This is a genomic window from Algoriphagus sp. AK58 (assembly GCF_014324365.1).
Taxonomy (GTDB): domain Bacteria; phylum Bacteroidota; class Bacteroidia; order Cytophagales; family Cyclobacteriaceae; genus Algoriphagus.
The window spans coordinates 19,660-36,150 of sequence record NZ_QEIG01000008.1; the positions used below are offsets into that span (position 1 = coordinate 19,660).

Consider the following 16,491-nt stretch of genomic DNA (forward strand, 5'->3'; position numbering starts at 1 on the left):
AATATTTTGAATGGAAATTTAACACTATGTTAATCCTTTCATTATTCTGAGAAATCAACTTTTAACAAAAATTAATTTTTATATTTTTTTTTACTTTTTTTCTAAAAAAAATGGATTGAAATGAGGTGATTTTTCCTGTGTGCCTCAAAAAATCCTCTTTTTTTAGATTTTCTTTAATTATCAGGCCTTTTCTCTTTGATTAATTCCTATCCTTTTTTGAATCAGTAAAACAATATTTTTGAATCAATTATATAAACAAAAAAATATTATATCATTCAGCTATTGTATAATATTATAAGTCAAAAAAGGCTATTTGATCAAAATATTATTTCTTGTTTAAAGAACTTTAATAGTAATTCTCCTATTTAAAGCTTGATTTTCGGGAGTGGTATTTGGCACCATGGGTTCCTTGTCTCCTTTTCCCTCCACCAAGACTCTTCCAGGGTGCAATCCCTCCTTCACCAAAAATGACTGAACACTTTTAGCCCTTTGAAGACTTAGATTTTGGTTATAAGCAGGACTTCCTACATTATCGGTGTGACCAGAGATAAGAATATTCACATTGGGATTTTCCAAAAGGAATTTTTTTAGTCTTTTCAAAGAGGTAAGCGATTCAGGCTTCAGATCAAACTTGTCGAAATCAAAAAATACGTTTTCAAAAACAAACTCCTCCCCAGTGGAAACTGGGACCAACTCTACCTTCAGATCTTTCACATTTTTAATGTTGTCCCTTTCCACATTATAAATCTTTGGAAGGTAACCTTGTTTCTCCACGTAAAGCCCCGAAATAGCTTTATCCGGATAAAGCATCATAAACTCTCCTGTTTTACCGTCAGACTGAAACTGGTAAAGTGTGCTATCATTAGTCAATGAAACCAAAGAAAGAGTCGCGCTAATGGGCTGTCCCGTTTTGGCGTTGAGAACCTTCCCCTCCGTGACCGTGAGGTTTTCTCCTATATAGATGTCTTCTGGAAATTTAAAACGATAAAGAAATGACCTATCCTTTTCCCCATCAGTAGTATTGAGCTCGGTGTAATAGGCGTAATCCTTCTGTGCGGTAATGAAAAGTGCGACTTGATCTAGGTGATCATTAATCGGCAAACCCAGATTTTCGGGAGTCTGAAAAGCACCATTTTTCACTCTTGACAGAAAAATATCCATTCCCCCAAACCCCTGATGCCCATCAGAGGAAAAGAACAGAATCTCATTATTGAAAAACATAAATGGGGAAATCTCATCTTTTTCCGTATTCACAGTGTTTCCCAAATTTTTGGCTTCCGCCCAGGTTCCGTCATTTTGTCTTACGGTGTACCAAATATCGTTTCCTCCATACCCTCCTTTTCTATTGGAAGAAAAGAACAAAATCCTACCATCGGCTGAAAGAGATGGCTGGGAATCCCAAGACCTGGAATTTACCTTCGTTCCCATATTGGTGGGCCTTTGCCATGCCCCGTTCACTTTGTAAGCCACGTACAAGTCACAGCTTCCCTGTGAATCCGGAGCATCACAGGAAGTGTAGATCAGAATATTACCATCAGCAGTAATCGTACAGGTCCCCTCATTGTAGGGTGAATTGATTGTTTGGGCGATACTTTGAGGCTTAGTCCATTTTCTGTCAGGTGTCACATAAGCGGTAAAAATATCTTCCTTGTCAAAATTCCCCGTTCCATCTCTTTTGGTAAATAAAATCTGTTCTCCGTCTGCGGTCAATACCGGAAAGTATTGAAGTTGAAATTCATTCAGCGGAGACAAGAGCATCTCCTTTTGGATCGTTTGTGCTTTATCCAGCTGTGTACTTAAAAAATCAATTTGAGTCTTCATTTGTCCATAATACATAGACCTTTTGAAAGCCTCGTCAAATAGGGGATCCACTTCCTGAAACTGCCGATAGGCTTCAGTAAATCTCCCCTGCTTCAGGTAAAGATTAGAAAATAACCACCCATAGTCTGTGACATTTTTTGGTTTGGCGTTTTTTCCACTGAGTTTTGATTTTCCTTGAAGGGCGATCTTTTCTGCCTCCTCAAACTTTCCTTGAGTTATTAAAACCTGAGCGGCTTTAACATACGCCTCAAGGAATGAAGCTTCCCTAGTGATGGCCGCCTGATATTTTACCAAGGCCTCCTCATATCTCCTTGAAACAGAAAGCTCCTCCCCCTCCTGAAACAGTTTAATCGCCTTGCCATCTATGATCGAATAGGTTTGAGATTTGGCACAAAATGCCAGCAAACAAAATATTACAGCAAGGAAAATAGGACGCATGGACTCAGGGGATGTCCATAAATTTATGAGTTTGTAGGGATATTTTCCAAGTTGGGTGATTTTTCACATACTCGACAATCTCGGGAGTGAATTTAGCGGCCTTACTCCATTCGGGTTGAAGACGCAGTTCACAAGTAGGATTCACCAACTTTGCATGATCCTCCGCGAAATTAAAATCACTCTTATTATATATGACCACTTTAAGCTCGTCTGCTTCAGCATAGATGGATGGATGAGGCTTTTTGAATTTCTTGGGAGAAAAACACACCCAGTCAAAGTCCCCCGAAAATGGATGTGCACCCGAAGTTTCAATATTGGTCGTAAAGCCTTTTTCCTTCAACAGCTTAGTCAGCGGATCGAGGTTATACATCAAAGGTTCACCACCGGTGATGACCACCAGCCTTCCCGGAAAGGCCAAGGCATCCTCGACGATTTTCTCAATGGATAAAACCGGCCACTTGGCAGCTTCCCATGATTCTTTGACATCGCACCAGACACAACCCACATCACAGCCTCCCAGCCGGATAAAATACGCGGGGTTTCCGGTAAATCTGCCTTCTCCTTGGATGGTATAAAATGCCTCCATGACTGGAAGCTGAAGCCCTGAGGCTACTAATTCTTGGGTAGTCGGTGCTACCAAATCGAGTGTGTGCATGAATTTTTGGTAAAGCGGGTGATTCGACCGCTGAATGAAGCACAAAGGTAGGAGGAAATTACGATTTACGACATCACTGAGAACCTCAAACCTGATTCTTGGAAGTTACCCTTTTGAAATTAGGATTAAAGAGCAAAAAAAGTCGTAAATCCGAAATCGTCAATCGTAAATAAAACCTCACAACTCCTTCCACATCAAAATCCTATAATTCTCAAACCAACTTTAAAAAAACCAGCAGACTTTGAGGTAAGAAAAAGCTGGAGAAAAATCCCCTGCCTTACGCTCTAACTTAGAAATTCAATGATCTTTTTTCTGTTGAAATAAATCAATCCGGCTATTCCGACAATCTTAAACAGGATCGCCATCATAAGTAGGTAATCCCCATTTGGGTTTCCATTGATTTTAAAATAGGCACCTAGAAAAGCTCCCCAATAACTAAATAAAATCAGTTTTAACATCTGTTTATTACTCTTTCTCATAGTCATTTAATTCATTTCCAATTTTACCGAGGATCGTACAGTATTTAAATACCCTGGATAGGGTATTTTCCATAGTTTTCTTGGCAAAAAATCAGTGAATCAACTTTTTACGAAGTACACAAATCATAACTCCTTCCACATCACCACCCGATAATCCTCCACCCCACCCTTTGGGATAACCTCCATGATTTTAAAGCCTCGGCTCAATCCGAAGGTAATCATGGCCGGAAACCGGTTGCGGGTTTTGAAATAAATTGACTTGAAACCTTTTTCCCTCGCCCAATTCTCCTGATACTCTGCCAATGTATCTGCAATTCCCAGCTTTCGAAACTCAGGCCTGACCCCTCCCATCCAGGAATAAAAGGTATCAGGCGTATCGCTTTGATAGCCTACTTTAAAACCCAAAAGCTCTCCATCTTTTTCAGCTACCAAAGCCAAATGAAGTCGATGCTTCAAGCGTTCGGTATAAAAATCCAAAGACGCCTTCCCCGGAAACTCAGGAATCTGCTCGTGAACCCAGAGGAGCTCTGCGGGAGAAGCATGTCGGATTTTAAACTGCATGTTTTTTTAATTACGATGTATGAATGACGATTTTCGACGCCTTAAAGAACCTCAAGCCTAATTTCAAGTGGTAAATCTTTGGAATTTAGGATTGAGGAACAAAAAGGTTTCGTAAATCAAAAATCGTAAATCGTAAATAAGGTTCAATCTTTTTTCACTGTCGGATACGTAACCCCGAGCTGCTGCAAATAGGTATCGTACTTCGTTTCATCGTAGTAGAATTTCTCCAACTGTGGACGGAACTGCTTCATGATGCCTTCATTCAGGTAAATCGGAGGAGCGTCATCCTTAGTGATCATCGGCTTGTAGGTTTCTTCCTTGGTCTGCACATTTTTGAAATAATCCCAAGCCTGATCCACGAGTTCGGGCTGAAGCAAAAAGTCCAAAATGGTCATTGCTTCAGCTTTGGCTCCAGCTGTCACGCCTTTGTGCGCAATTGGTGTCGCCATCGCAATGGCATTGCTCCAGTGGTGACCAGGAAGTCCGGGGATATTGGAAGGAAATCTCAAAGTAACCGTCGGTACTACCCAAGACACATCTCCAATGTCATCCGAACCGCCGGAAATCGGTTCTTTCACAGGAAGTCCAAGGGTATCCAGCTTGGTTGGCATTCCTTCTTCTTTGGAACCCAACTCTTTTTGAATGGCTTTCGCCAAGGTCTGATCATTTTCATCCCATTCGGGAAGACCTACCTTGAGGATGTTTTGATACATTTTTTCTGCAATCACCTTATTAAAATGTCTCGGCCAGGCCGTTCCCAATACTTTGGAAGTCATCGTCGTACCCGTCATCAAGGCTGCACCTTTGGCAATGTCATTGGCTTGGGCATACATTTCCATGATCCCATCGTACTTCACATCGCGGAAATAGTACCAGATCGAAGCTTTGGATGGCACCACATTTGGCTGATCTCCCCCATCAGTGATCACAGAGTGCGACCGTTTCAGAGGATGCAAATGCTCCCGTTTGTAGTTCCAACCGATATTCATCAATTCCACCGCATCGGCAGCACTTTTTCCTCTCCAAGGGGCACCGGCTGAGTGAGCGGCGTCTCCCGAAAAGGTGTATTCCACCGAAATCAAACCCGTACCGCTAGCCTGACCCCAGCTTACTCCAAGGTTATTGGCCACGTGGGTAAAAATGCAAATATCCACTCCGTCAAACTTCCCATCTCTTGCAAACCAAGCTTTCGCAGCCACCAATTCTTCTGCAATCCCTGGCCAAAGCACCAGCGTTCCGCCGATTTTTTCGCGTTCCATGATCTGCTTTACGGCCAAGGCAGCAGTGATATTCAGCGGAATCCCTGCATTGTGACCTTCACCATGTCCAGGTGCTCCTTCAACCATGGGTTTGTGGTAAGCCACTCCTGGATACTGGGAGGCTTTAGGGATATTATCCACGTCCGAACCCAAAGCAATCACAGGTCCTTCACCATTTTTCCAAGTTGCAAACCATGCGGTCGGAATTCCTGAAACACCTCTTTCGATGGTAAACCCATTTTTCTCCAAAATCCCGGTCAGGTACTTCGATGACTCGATTTCCTGAAAGCCAAGCTCAGCGAAGGAGAAAATCTTGTCCACCATCACCTGGCTTTGCTTGTGATTGGCTTGGACAATTTGAGCAGCTTCGGCTTTGAGCGCCTCGATTTGCTTGGGGGTGTATTTTTTCTGGGGAAAAGCCGAAAGACAGATTCCTCCGGCCAGGGCAAGTGTAATCAGTAAGTTTTTCCTCATAAGGTTGGTTGGTTAGGTTTCTGAAAGTACAAAAAAGTGCCAAGGGCCTCAAACAAAATTGATCAGTGGACAAAATCCCGATTTGGGAGGAATTGGTAATTTGACTACCAAAGCCGCCTGATTTTTCTATTTTTGCAGGCATTTAGTCAAAAAATCAAGAAAATTTCAATCATGGCGGAGTACAACTTCAGGGAAATCGAGCAAAAATGGCAAGGCTACTGGAAAGAAAAAGGCACCTTTAAAGCCGAAGTGGACACCCATCGTCCCAAGTTTTATTCCCTCGACATGTTTCCATACCCTTCCGGTGCCGGACTCCACGTCGGCCACCCACTGGGCTATATTGCTTCTGACATTGTCTCAAGATTCAAGATGCTGAAGGGCTTCAATGTCCTGCATCCGATGGGCTATGATTCATTTGGATTACCTGCTGAGCAATACGCTATCCAAACCGGGCAGCATCCCGCCATCACCACCGAGCAAAACATTACCCGCTATACAGAGCAGCTAAAGAATATCGGCTTCGCCTTCGATTGGGATCGTGAAGTCCGTACTTCGGATCCATCCTATTACAAGTGGACGCAGTGGATTTTCATGCAGCTGTTCAACAGCTACTATGACCAGGACGCGGACAAAGCGGTTTCGATCTCTTCGCTTATTTCGCGATTTGAAAAAGAAGGAAACGCCAATATCAAAGCGGTGTGTGATGACGACACCCCAACTTTTAGCGCAGCAGAATGGAATGCCTTTTCTGAAAAAGAAAAGCAGGAAATGTTGCTCAAATACCGACTGACTTTTTTGGCTGAGACTACCGTGAACTGGTGTCCTGCGTTGGGAACTGTTCTCTCTAACGACGAAGTGAAAGACGGATTTTCCGAGCGAGGTGGCCATCCTGTGGAGCGCAAAAAAATGATGCAATGGTCCATGCGAATCACAGCTTATGCCGATCGCTTGCTTCAGGGTTTGGAAAAAGTGGACTGGTCTGAGCCCATCAAAGAAATGCAGCGCAACTGGATCGGAAAGTCTATCGGTGCAGAAGTACTTTTCGATGTGAAGGGGTCGGATAAAAAAATCAAGGTCTTTACCACCCGGGTTGACACGATTTTCGGGGTAACCTATTTGGCGTTGGCACCGGAATCTGACTTGGCTGCCGAATTGGTAACCGAAGATCAGCGGGAAACTGCCGAAGCCTATATCCAAGTCGCCAAAAACCGCTCCGAGCGCGAGCGAATGAGCGATGTAAAGACCATTTCCGGAGCGTTCACGGGTTCCTATGCCATCAATCCCTTTAATGGGGAGGAAATCCAAATCTGGGTTGCAGACTACGTGTTGGCAGGCTACGGAACAGGTGCGGTCATGGCTGTTCCTGCTCATGATGAGCGGGATTACAACTTTGCGAAACACTTCGGCTTGGAAATCAGACAGGTGATCGAAGGCTCCATGGAAAATGGATCTTTCCCCGGAAAAGGCGGTTTAATCATTAATTCGGGCTTCATCTCTGGCCTTTATATGAAGGAAGCCATGCAGAAATGCATTGAATTCTTGGAAGAAAAAGGTATTGGAAAAGGTAAAATCCAGTACCGAATGAGGGATGCGATTTTCACCCGTCAGCGCTATTGGGGCGAACCGCTTCCGGTATATTTCAAAGACGGATTGCCTTACTTGATCGAAGAAAAAGACCTGCCCTTAGTTCTTCCTGAGGTGGACAAATATTTGCCTACCGAGGATGGCGAACCTCCACTTGGAAGAGCAAAAGATTGGACCTACAAAACCGCTGATGGTGAATATCCTTTAGAACTCTCCACCATGCCCGGTTGGGCGGGATCAAGTTGGTATTTCTTCCGATATATGGATCCAAAAAACGAGGCGGTTTTCGCTGATAAATCCAAAACAGACTATTGGGGTGCTGTGGACTTGTACATCGGAGGCTCCGAACATGCAACTGGCCACTTGCTATACTCCCGTTTCTGGACCAAGTTTTTGTACGACTTGGGTGTGGTGAACATCGACGAACCTTTCCAAAAAATGATCAACCAGGGGATGATTCAGGGAAGGTCGAATTTTGTGTATCGATTGAAGGGCAGTAACACTTTTGTCTCTTACGGACTAAAGGAACAATACGACACCTCTGCCATGCACGTGGATGTAAATATTGTCCACAACGATCAGTTGAACCTGGACAAGTTTAAAGCTTGGAGACCAGATCTAGCCGATGCGGAATTTATCCTGGAAGATGGTAAGTACCTCTGCGGATCGGAAGTGGAAAAAATGTCCAAGTCCAAGTACAATGTGGTCAATCCGGACGACATTATCGAACGCTACGGAGCTGACACCCTGAGATTGTATGAGATGTTCTTGGGACCTTTGGAGCAATTTAAACCTTGGAATACCAACGGGATTGATGGGGTATATAAGTTTCTAAGAAAGGTTTGGAACCTTTACCACAATACAGCCGGTGAGTTTGCGGTTTCTGATGAAAAAGCTAACAAGGAAGAACTCAAAGCCCTTCACAAAGCCATCAAAAAGATGGAAGAAGACATGGCCAATTATTCCTTCAATACTTCGGTATCCAGCTTTATGATCTGTGTGAACGAGCTGACGGCATTGAAATGCAACAAGCGGGAAGTGTTGGAGCCTTTGGCAGTTTTGATTTCTCCATACGCACCTCACATCGCAGAAGAACTTTGGTCTTTGTTGGGTCATTCAGGTTCAATCACCACTGCGAAATTCCCTGAGTTCAAGGAAGAGTACTTGGTCGAAAGCAACTTCGAATATCCGGTCATGATCAATGGCAAGATGCGGGCGAAGTTGGATTTGCCACTTTCATTGTCCGTTTCCGAAATCGAAAAGTCCGCTTTGGCGGATGCCACCGTTCAAAAATGGCTGGAAGGAAAAGCTCCTAAAAAGGTGATTATCGTACCGGGTAAGATTGTGAATTTGGTAGTATAAAGGCTGACCCCACTTTTCAAAAGGCTCAATTTTAAGGAATTGAGCCTTTTTTTCGTTTTTGGAGATTAAACCTATATTTGATCCATGAACCTGCTTGAGGAAAATACGGGAGCCATTAAAACCCTTTGTGAAAAACACAAAGTGGCTAAACTCTATGCATTTGGTTCGGTGCTTACTTCAGCTCTTAATGAAGAAAGCGATGTGGATTTTTTGGTTGAATTTCAACGAACTGAAATCCCTGATTTTGCAAGCAACTATTTCGAATTACTGTTTGCCTTGGAAGACCTTTTAGGAAGAGAAGTTGATTTAATCGAGTATTCAGCTATTCGGAATCCATATTTCAAAGAAGAGGTGGATAAAACTCGGAAACTGATTTTTGAAAGTCTAGAAAAAACTTTCTCATGAGAGGAAAAATGATCCTCTACACCTTCCCCGTCCGCACCGCATTTATCGACCGTGACCTGGAAATGATCCGTCCGGTGGCTGATATCAAACCTTTGGAGTTCACTCAAAGCCCGGTCAAACTTCCCTTTTACTTTATTCTCCAGTTTCTTCAACTGCTCTGGTTTCTGCCTCGCACCAGCCAATACCTCTGCTTTTTTGGAGGATATCACAGCGTCTTGCCGGTTTGGTTTGGGAAGGTGTTTGGAAAAAAATGCACCATCCAAGCCGGAGGCACCGATTGCATCAATATGCCTGAAATCGGCTATGGGAATTTCCGAAAGAAATGGCTTCGAAAAGCCACCGTATACTCTTTTAAAAATTGCTCTTTGATCTTGCCGGTGGCAGAGGCTTTGGTCAAGCAGGATTATTCTTTTGACCCACAGATCAATCCCAAGCAAGGATTGCTGAATTTGATTCCGGATCTAAAAACCCTGATTCAGGTTATACCAAATGGCTTTGACACGGATTTTTGGAGGGATTTAGGCAAAGAGCGCAAGCCATTCAGCTTTATCTCCGTGGCTACAGGAACATCAAACCCCTCTCGGGCAATCGTCAAAGGCTATGATTTGATCGAGAAACTGGCCGAGCGGCATCCCAATTGGAGTTTCACTTTAGTTGGCGATTCAGCTTATTTCTCTTCAAATAAGAATGTAACGGTTTTGGGAAAAATGAAGCCAATCGATTTATTAAAACTTTACAATTCCCATCAGTTCTATCTTCAGCTTTCGATTTCCGAAGGCTTCCCAAATGCACTTGGTGAAGCCATGGCTTGTGGTTGCGTGCCAGTTGGATCGGCAGTCGGGGCAATTCCGGAGATCATTGGGGATACAGGTATTGTGATAGGTCAAAAAGATTTCTCTGAATTGGATAATCAACTAGAAGAACTGGTGTCTACTCCTAAGACTCTTCCTTCTTCCCAGAACCGAATCAAAACTTATTTTTCCTTTTCCAATAGAAAAATAAATTTGCTAAAGGCACTCGCCTTGTGACTCCTATCACTGAACCGGCTTCTTTCTTCTTTTAACTTTCATTCCGCATTCTTTTCTTCCAAATTTCAAGCTCTCAAGGATGAGTGCATGTAACTAGAAAAAGGATTATGGATTAAAGGGTTAATTAAATGGGAAAGCCTTCGCGAAATTTTCGTGAAGGTTTTTTTGTTTTTGAGTCTAAAATCAGAATCTCTTGGAAATCGATTTCATTAGATCTTGAAAACCACTTTTTTGATTTTTTACATATTTTATACGAAAACAGATCATTTTTTAAACCTGTTTTTAAAAAACCAACAAAACATAGAAACAAACTGATATAAAAAAAGGGAGCCTTTTTGAAAACAGGCTCCCGAGTAGGGTTTATTGTTAATGGATTAAAACCATATAAACTTTGGCAAAGTGCTGGGTTGAGCAGTTATTTAGTTCGCTAAAGTTTCTTAAACCTATGAAAACAGAATAAATAATCAAAATTTCAGTAAAAAATTTCAGTAATATTTTTTTTTCACTTGAACTCCGATTTTAAATCATCTCCTTATTAGGCTTTCCATTTTTCTCTTAACTTGAGGAAAAGCCAGCATCCCATGAAGAAGTTTCTATTCTTTCTCCTTCTCCTGTTTGTCATTTACTTGATTGGGATCAATACGGTTCCCCAGTATATTGAATCCCAGCGAAATCCGGTTAAACTTTCGGCACCCTATACGGTCTCACCTGAGGCCCAGGCACTATATGACCGACTCGATTTTATTGCAGACCTCCATTGTGACGCACTCCTTTGGGGACGTAATTTAAATAAACGAGGCGATCGCGGACATGTGGATTTCCCAAGAATGAGAGAAGCCCATGTCGCTTTGGAAATGTTTACCATTGTATCCAAATCTCCTGCCGGGCAAAATATGCAAAGCAACAGCGAGGATACATTTGATAATATTACGCCTCTTACCATTGCAAAGGGAGAAAGTCCCTGGAATTGGTTTAGCCTGATCAACCGAACCCTTTCTCAATCCGAAGCATTGGCTGAATTCGTGAACAATGAGGGAGAAAAAGCCATTTTCATCAAAACAAAAGCAGACCTTGAAAACCTAATCGAAGCCAGAAAATCAGACAAACAAGTCATCGGTGCCATGCTGGGTATCGAGGGAGGCCATGCAATAGAAGCATCTCTCGAAAACCTGGAAAAAGTCCATGCAGCGGGAGTCCGAATGATCGGCCCGACACATTTTTTCGACAATGAATTTGGCGGTTCTGCACATGGTGAAAACGGCTTAGGACTCTCAGATTTTGGAAAATCCGCTGTCCAAAAAATGAATGAACTTGGGATTTTTATTGATTTGGCCCACTCTTCCCCTGCGATAGTAGACGACGTTTTGGAAATCACTACCAAGCCTGTAATGGTATCTCACACAGGTGTCAGAGCCGTCTTGGATTCTCAACGAAACCTCAGTGATACCCAAATCCAAAAAATCGCCGCTAATGGTGGAATCATCGGAATTGCCTTTTTTGGTATGGCAGTCGGGGAACCCGAACTTCCGAATATCATCGCCTCCATCAAGCATGTGCGTGACTTGGTAGGCATAGAATATGTCGCTTTAGGTTCTGACTATGACGGATCGGTAGCCGTACCATTTGACATCACTGGATTACCGTTGATCGTAGAGGGACTGATGAACGCCGGCTTCACTGAGGATGAAATCAGAGCCGTGATGGGCGAAAATGTCAAGAACTTTTTTCTTAAAAACTTAGAATAACTCATGGAATCAGAAATCCATCTAGAAAACAATCGGTTTGGGAAACTTCAGGAATACTTGAGAGAATTTGTTTATGGAGGAATAGACGGTGCAGTAACCACTTTTGCCGTGGTGGCAGGAGGATATGGAGCCAATCTCGATGCCGGAATTTTGATCATTCTTGGCTTTGCCAATCTTTTGGCTGACGGTTTTTCGATGTCGGTTGGTGCCTATCTATCTGCAAAAAGCGAAAAGGACAACTTCAGCAAGCACGAAAAGATAGAATACTGGGAAGTCGAAAATCTTCCTGAAATCGAGCGTACCGAAATCGAAGAAATCTACCGGGCAAAGGGTTTCAAAGGAGAGCTCCTCCAAAAAATAGTAGAACATATTTGCTCAGACAAAGATCTCTGGGTCGCCGAAATGATGAAGGATGAGCTCGGAATGATGAGGGATAGTAAAAGTCCTTTCAAAATCGGTTTGGCTACTTTGGTCTCCTTTGTTCTGGTAGGACTGATTCCTTTGTTGATCTATCTCTGGAATTTTTTCTTCCCTTCCGAAATCAATACGTTTCTTTGGACCAGTATTTTGACAGGTTTGGCTTTTCTGATCGTAGGGTGGCTGAAAAGCATAGTCAATCAAACTTCTGCACTTAGATCCATTTCTGAAACAGTAGCTTTGGGAGTGCTGGCCGCTATAGTTGCCTTTTATGTAGGTGATCTTTTGGAACAATTTTTCAAATAAATTTTATGAATACCATTGACGAGGTCTTGGTCCGAATGGATCATATCGTAGCGGAATGTAAATCCAATCAATCCCGAATAGGGTATTTCGCAGTGCTTTACCGTCAAGTCACTCGACGGGTTCGGGATGGAATTTTAGCCGGAGAATTTGAAGATAATCCCCGAATGGAAGTGCTGGATATCCTTTTTGCCAAGCGGTTTATCGATGCCTATGAACTCTGGAAAGCCGAAAAAAAACCAACCGAAAGCTGGAGGCTAGCATTTGAAGCCAGTAAAAACTCAGGACACCTTGTTATTCAGCATCTCTTTTTAGGAATCAACGCTCATATCAATTTAGATCTTGGAATTGCGGCATCTGAAACAATGTCAGGAAAAAATCTTGATGACATTAAAGGTGACTTTGATAAAATCAATTCGGTCCTCGCCGAATTGGTAGATGGAGTCAAGGCTAATATCAGCATGGTATCTCCGATTTTCGGATGGCTGATACCTCTGGCAAAAGGCAAAGACGAAATGCTCCTCAACTTCTCCATTCAAATCGCCCGTGACGGGGCTTGGAAATATGCAGGAGAATACCATGCCGACTTCAACAAAGACTTTCAGATTCAAGATCGGGACAAAAACATCTCCGCGTTAGCCAAAAAGTTAATTAATCCAGGAAAATTCTTGGGATTTCTAATCAAAATCGTGGCTTTTGCGGAGTGGAAATCTGTCAGCAAAACGATGGAGCAATTAGACTCAATGGTAAAATAAGTAGGGGTAGTATTTCCGATTTTGTATCTACTCAATCTCTACCCAAATTCGCCAATTCCCGATCTGTTTGTATTCGGTTTTTTCGATTGGTTTTTTCCTTTTTCAAGTCTGTCTCATAGAAGTGCGTATCCTGAAAATAGCCTACCCGAGCCTCAGATTCTACTTTGGCAATCGTCCATTTTTCTCCTTTAAACAACTTCACTTTCTCTTCATGAAGCTCCAAGAGCTCATCGTACGGTCCACGACTGGAGATCAATTTGACGAAAATCGGAGCAGTCTCGATCGCTATAAAAAGCAACATGATAAACACATTCGCCAGCGCCATGGCGGAGCTCTCTGTTGTCAATACCGAAAGTGCATCCATCCTTGCCGCCAAGCCATCAAATCCTTCGATTCCCGGTTGTTGCTTTTCAAACTCAGCCTGACGCAAAGCCATAAATTCCCTAATCTGGGCTTCTAAGGTGTCGATCCGAATTTGATTCCGCTTTTTCAGGTCATCCAAAGCAAGTTGAGCAGCATCGAGTTGCTGCTCCTTCTTTTTGGCATTAGTACCCAAGCCAACTATTCCGCTGGTGCCGGAGGTTTTCTCACCAAAACGCTCCGCATCATACTCCTTTTGAACCTGATCTCGAAAAGCCTCAGCCTGTGACACCTCTGATTTCAATGTGTCAATTTTAGCTTCCAATTCCTGGATTTCCGGGAAACCCTTGGCCAGATTGGCTTTGGACTGTGCAATAAACTCCGTCTTTTTTTCGTCCAACTTCCGGTTGATCTCCCGCTCAAACATCTTCAATTCCAGGGGCTTGGAAATCACCAAGGCCAGCAATACTGCCAAGACTAATCTAGGAATGGCTAATTTCCACTCTGCCCACCCATTTTCCTTTTTCCTCATACTAGAGACGATAAAGCGATCCAAATTGAAGATCATCAACCCCCAAAGCAAGCCAAAAAAGATAGCGGGTAACAGACTTTGAAACACCGTAAACAAGGCATATCCAGCTGCCAAAGCAGCCAAAACTCCCGTGAAAAAGACAGTGGCTCCGATTCCGAAATACTTATTGGACTCAGTTGGTGCTTTTCTAAGCAATGCGAAGTTTGCTCCACTGCAAAACCAAAAGAATTGGGTGACTTGCTGCATGTTGGGTAAGATTGGAAATGAGGTTGTAAACCCTTCGCCAAAACAATTCCAAAAAAAAGAAAGCCAATGAGAATAAAAGCTCGAAGAGCTAAAACGGGACAGAAACCCATTTTTATGGGGCAGATAACTATTCGACGCTCTCTCACTCGTGATGAACAGACCTAAAAAATGTCCGAAGTGTACAATTACGGGCACTGAAGTGATCGCTAATAAGTCAGGTTTTTGAAATCCTGAGATTCATCATGTTTTATTAAAAATCAAACTTTTAGCTTCATGAAAACCCTTTCTTATGAAGCAGTCCGACTCTTTATTCAGCATGGCCTTAAAGCCGGGAATTCACTGGCTCTTTGCGTTTATCCCTATCACCCTTTTTCTCGAAAATTCGCATGCATCAGCACCGATGATTTTCTTTTCAGCTGCCCTTTCCATCATTCCGATTGCTCGACTGATCAGTACTTCCACCGAAAACCTGGCCACCTACACCGGCGATGCCGTAGGAGGACTCCTAAATGCCACTTTTGGAAATCTTCCTGAACTCATCATTGCTTTTGTGGCATTAAAAGCAGGACTCCATGAAATGGTCTTGGCTTCCATAGCAGGAGCTATTTTGGCCAATTTGCTTTTGGCTTTGGGAGTGTCTTTTTTGGTCGGTGGCCTCAAATTCCACTACCAAGAATACAATTCGACCAGTATTCGCATGTACAGTTCGATGATGATGATTGCGGTATTGAGCTTAACGGTCCCAAGCGCATTCAACCGTTTTTTTGGGAGCACTGGATTTACCGAGGCAGAAAACTCCCTTAACATTTATCTGAGCATCGCCCTCTTGGCTGCCTATGGTTTGTATTTGGTTTTCATGCTAAAAACCCACCCGGATTTTTTCAAAAGCGAAAGCTCATCCCATGAAGAAGAACATGAAAACCGATGGTCCCTACCCAAGGCTATAGGATTTTTGGTATTTGCATCCGTTTTGGCGGCATTTATGAGTGAAATATTGGTAGGTGCTGCAGAGGAAACCGGAGAAGTGATGGGAATGTCCAGTATTTTTATCGGCTTGGTATTTTTAGCAGTGATCGGAGGGGCTGCTGAAAGCATTTCTGCCATCGTGATGGCTTCCAAAAACAAAGTGGACCTAAGCATCGGGATTGCATTGGGAAGCTCGATACAGATCGCCCTATTCATTGCTCCTTTACTGGTTTTGGTAAGCTTATTTGTAGGCCCGGAGCAAATGAACCTCACTTTCAACCGGGCCTTGATTGGCGCATTATTTCTGGGAGTAATCCTCGCTGCAATGATCTCCGGAGACGGCCGTTCAAACTGGTATAAAGGCATTCAACTGATTTTGGTCTATTTTATTTTGGGAATGATGTTTTACTTTATCCCAGAAACTGCAACTTAATTCATGAAATCGGTACAGATTTTTACTCTCCTCTTTCTTACTTTCCTTTTCCGTGTGGGGCAATCCAATGCTCAACAGGTTCCTTTTGAGCAAGAAGTAAGACAAATTTCAGCCAAGTACGACAGCTTAGGTTGGAGGACTGGTTCTACGGTATTTACAGGAAGCTCCACAATTCGAATGTGGAGCAATCTGGAGGAGACTTTTCCTCATGAAAATCTGATCAATACCGGGTTTGGAGGTTCCAAAGCTTCTGATTTGGAGCGTCATCTTTTTCCACTGGTAATCAAGTTTGAGCCTTCACGGATATTTATCTATGAGGGAGATAACGATATCTGGGCAGGCATAGAAGTCGCCGACATTATGACTAGCTTGGATAATATCGTGACGCGCATTCATCTGATCAATCCTGACATCGAGATTTTCCTGATCGGTGCCAAGCCGAGCCCTTCTAGATGGGAGAAAAAGGCGAACTATCAGATTTTCAACCAAAAACTATCCGAATACTGCCTGACAAAGGAAAAATTAGAGTTTGTGGATACTTGGGCAGCCCTTACCAACCCTGATGGCAGTCCGAGACCCGAACTATACATTCAAGATCAACTTCACCTGAATCAGGATGGGTATGTGATTTGGGCGGGGATTTTTAAACCCTACTTGGTAAAGTAAGA

General features: G+C 43.0%; 14 protein-coding genes. 8 read left to right on the forward strand and 6 right to left on the reverse strand.

The genetic code is table 11. From position 1 onward, the window contains the following. Nucleotides 1-336 precede the first annotated feature (336 nt). The 5 genes from DDT91_RS06965 to DDT91_RS06985 form a co-directional block, all read right to left on the reverse strand. Entirely contained in the window at nucleotides 337-2,259 is a 1,923-nt protein-coding gene (locus DDT91_RS06965; RefSeq protein ID WP_187175431.1) for an OmpA family protein, read from the reverse strand. A 4-nt stretch (nucleotides 2,260-2,263) separates the two neighbouring features. Then, complete coding sequence (locus DDT91_RS06970) at nucleotides 2,264-2,914, reverse strand: 7-carboxy-7-deazaguanine synthase QueE (protein ID WP_187175432.1); 651 nt, start codon at nucleotides 2,912-2,914, stop codon at nucleotides 2,264-2,266. 284 nt (nucleotides 2,915-3,198) lie between these two features. Next, nucleotides 3,199-3,393, reverse strand: coding sequence for a hypothetical protein (locus tag DDT91_RS06975; RefSeq protein WP_187175433.1), 195 nt, complete (start codon nucleotides 3,391-3,393; stop codon nucleotides 3,199-3,201). Between the two features lie 123 nt (nucleotides 3,394-3,516). Next, on the reverse strand, nucleotides 3,517-3,954 hold the full coding sequence (locus DDT91_RS06980) for a GNAT family N-acetyltransferase (protein WP_187175434.1): 438 nt from the start codon (nucleotides 3,952-3,954) through the stop codon (nucleotides 3,517-3,519). Nucleotides 3,955-4,097: 143 nt separating this feature from the next. Continuing rightward, nucleotides 4,098-5,687 (reverse strand): amidohydrolase, encoded by a 1,590-nt coding sequence (locus DDT91_RS06985; RefSeq protein ID WP_187175435.1) that lies wholly within the window; start codon nucleotides 5,685-5,687, stop codon nucleotides 4,098-4,100. A gap of 171 nt (nucleotides 5,688-5,858) precedes the next feature. Between DDT91_RS06985 and leuS the strand changes: the two genes are divergently transcribed. The 6 genes from leuS (at nucleotide 5,859) to DDT91_RS07015 (ending at nucleotide 13,286) form a co-directional block, all read left to right on the forward strand. Next, on the forward strand, nucleotides 5,859-8,633 hold the full coding sequence (gene leuS / locus DDT91_RS06990) for a leucine--tRNA ligase (RefSeq protein WP_187175436.1): 2,775 nt from the start codon (nucleotides 5,859-5,861) through the stop codon (nucleotides 8,631-8,633). Between the two features lie 84 nt (nucleotides 8,634-8,717). Continuing rightward, nucleotides 8,718-9,038, forward strand: a complete 321-nt coding sequence (locus DDT91_RS06995) for a nucleotidyltransferase family protein (protein WP_187175437.1) — start codon at nucleotides 8,718-8,720, stop codon at nucleotides 9,036-9,038. Further along, nucleotides 9,035-10,066 (forward strand): glycosyltransferase family 4 protein, encoded by a 1,032-nt coding sequence (locus DDT91_RS07000; protein ID WP_255502045.1) that lies wholly within the window; start codon nucleotides 9,035-9,037, stop codon nucleotides 10,064-10,066. Before DDT91_RS06995 ends, DDT91_RS07000 begins: the two co-directional genes overlap by 4 nt. A 581-nt stretch (nucleotides 10,067-10,647) precedes the next feature. Then, complete coding sequence (locus DDT91_RS07005; RefSeq protein ID WP_187175438.1) at nucleotides 10,648-11,811, forward strand: dipeptidase; 1,164 nt, start codon at nucleotides 10,648-10,650, stop codon at nucleotides 11,809-11,811. A gap of 3 nt (nucleotides 11,812-11,814) precedes the next feature. After that, entirely contained in the window at nucleotides 11,815-12,534 is a 720-nt protein-coding gene (locus tag DDT91_RS07010) for a VIT1/CCC1 transporter family protein (RefSeq protein WP_187175439.1), read from the forward strand. Nucleotides 12,535-12,539: 5 nt separating this feature from the next. Then, a complete protein-coding gene (locus DDT91_RS07015) occupies nucleotides 12,540-13,286 on the forward strand; it encodes a DUF5995 family protein (protein WP_187175440.1) in 747 nt (248 codons plus the stop codon). 31 nt (nucleotides 13,287-13,317) lie between these two features. Here DDT91_RS07015 and DDT91_RS07020 read toward each other — a convergent pair whose 3' ends face one another. After that, on the reverse strand, nucleotides 13,318-14,424 hold the full coding sequence (locus DDT91_RS07020; RefSeq protein ID WP_187175441.1) for a DUF4407 domain-containing protein: 1,107 nt from the start codon (nucleotides 14,422-14,424) through the stop codon (nucleotides 13,318-13,320). A 289-nt stretch (nucleotides 14,425-14,713) separates the two neighbouring features. Between DDT91_RS07020 and cax the strand changes: the two genes are divergently transcribed. Next, nucleotides 14,714-15,823, forward strand: coding sequence for a calcium/proton exchanger (cax, locus tag DDT91_RS07025; RefSeq protein ID WP_222718616.1), 1,110 nt, complete (start codon nucleotides 14,714-14,716; stop codon nucleotides 15,821-15,823). Between the two features lie 3 nt (nucleotides 15,824-15,826). After that, nucleotides 15,827-16,489, forward strand: a complete 663-nt coding sequence (locus tag DDT91_RS07030) for a GDSL-type esterase/lipase family protein (protein ID WP_187175442.1) — start codon at nucleotides 15,827-15,829, stop codon at nucleotides 16,487-16,489. Nucleotides 16,490-16,491: the final 2 nt, after the last annotated feature.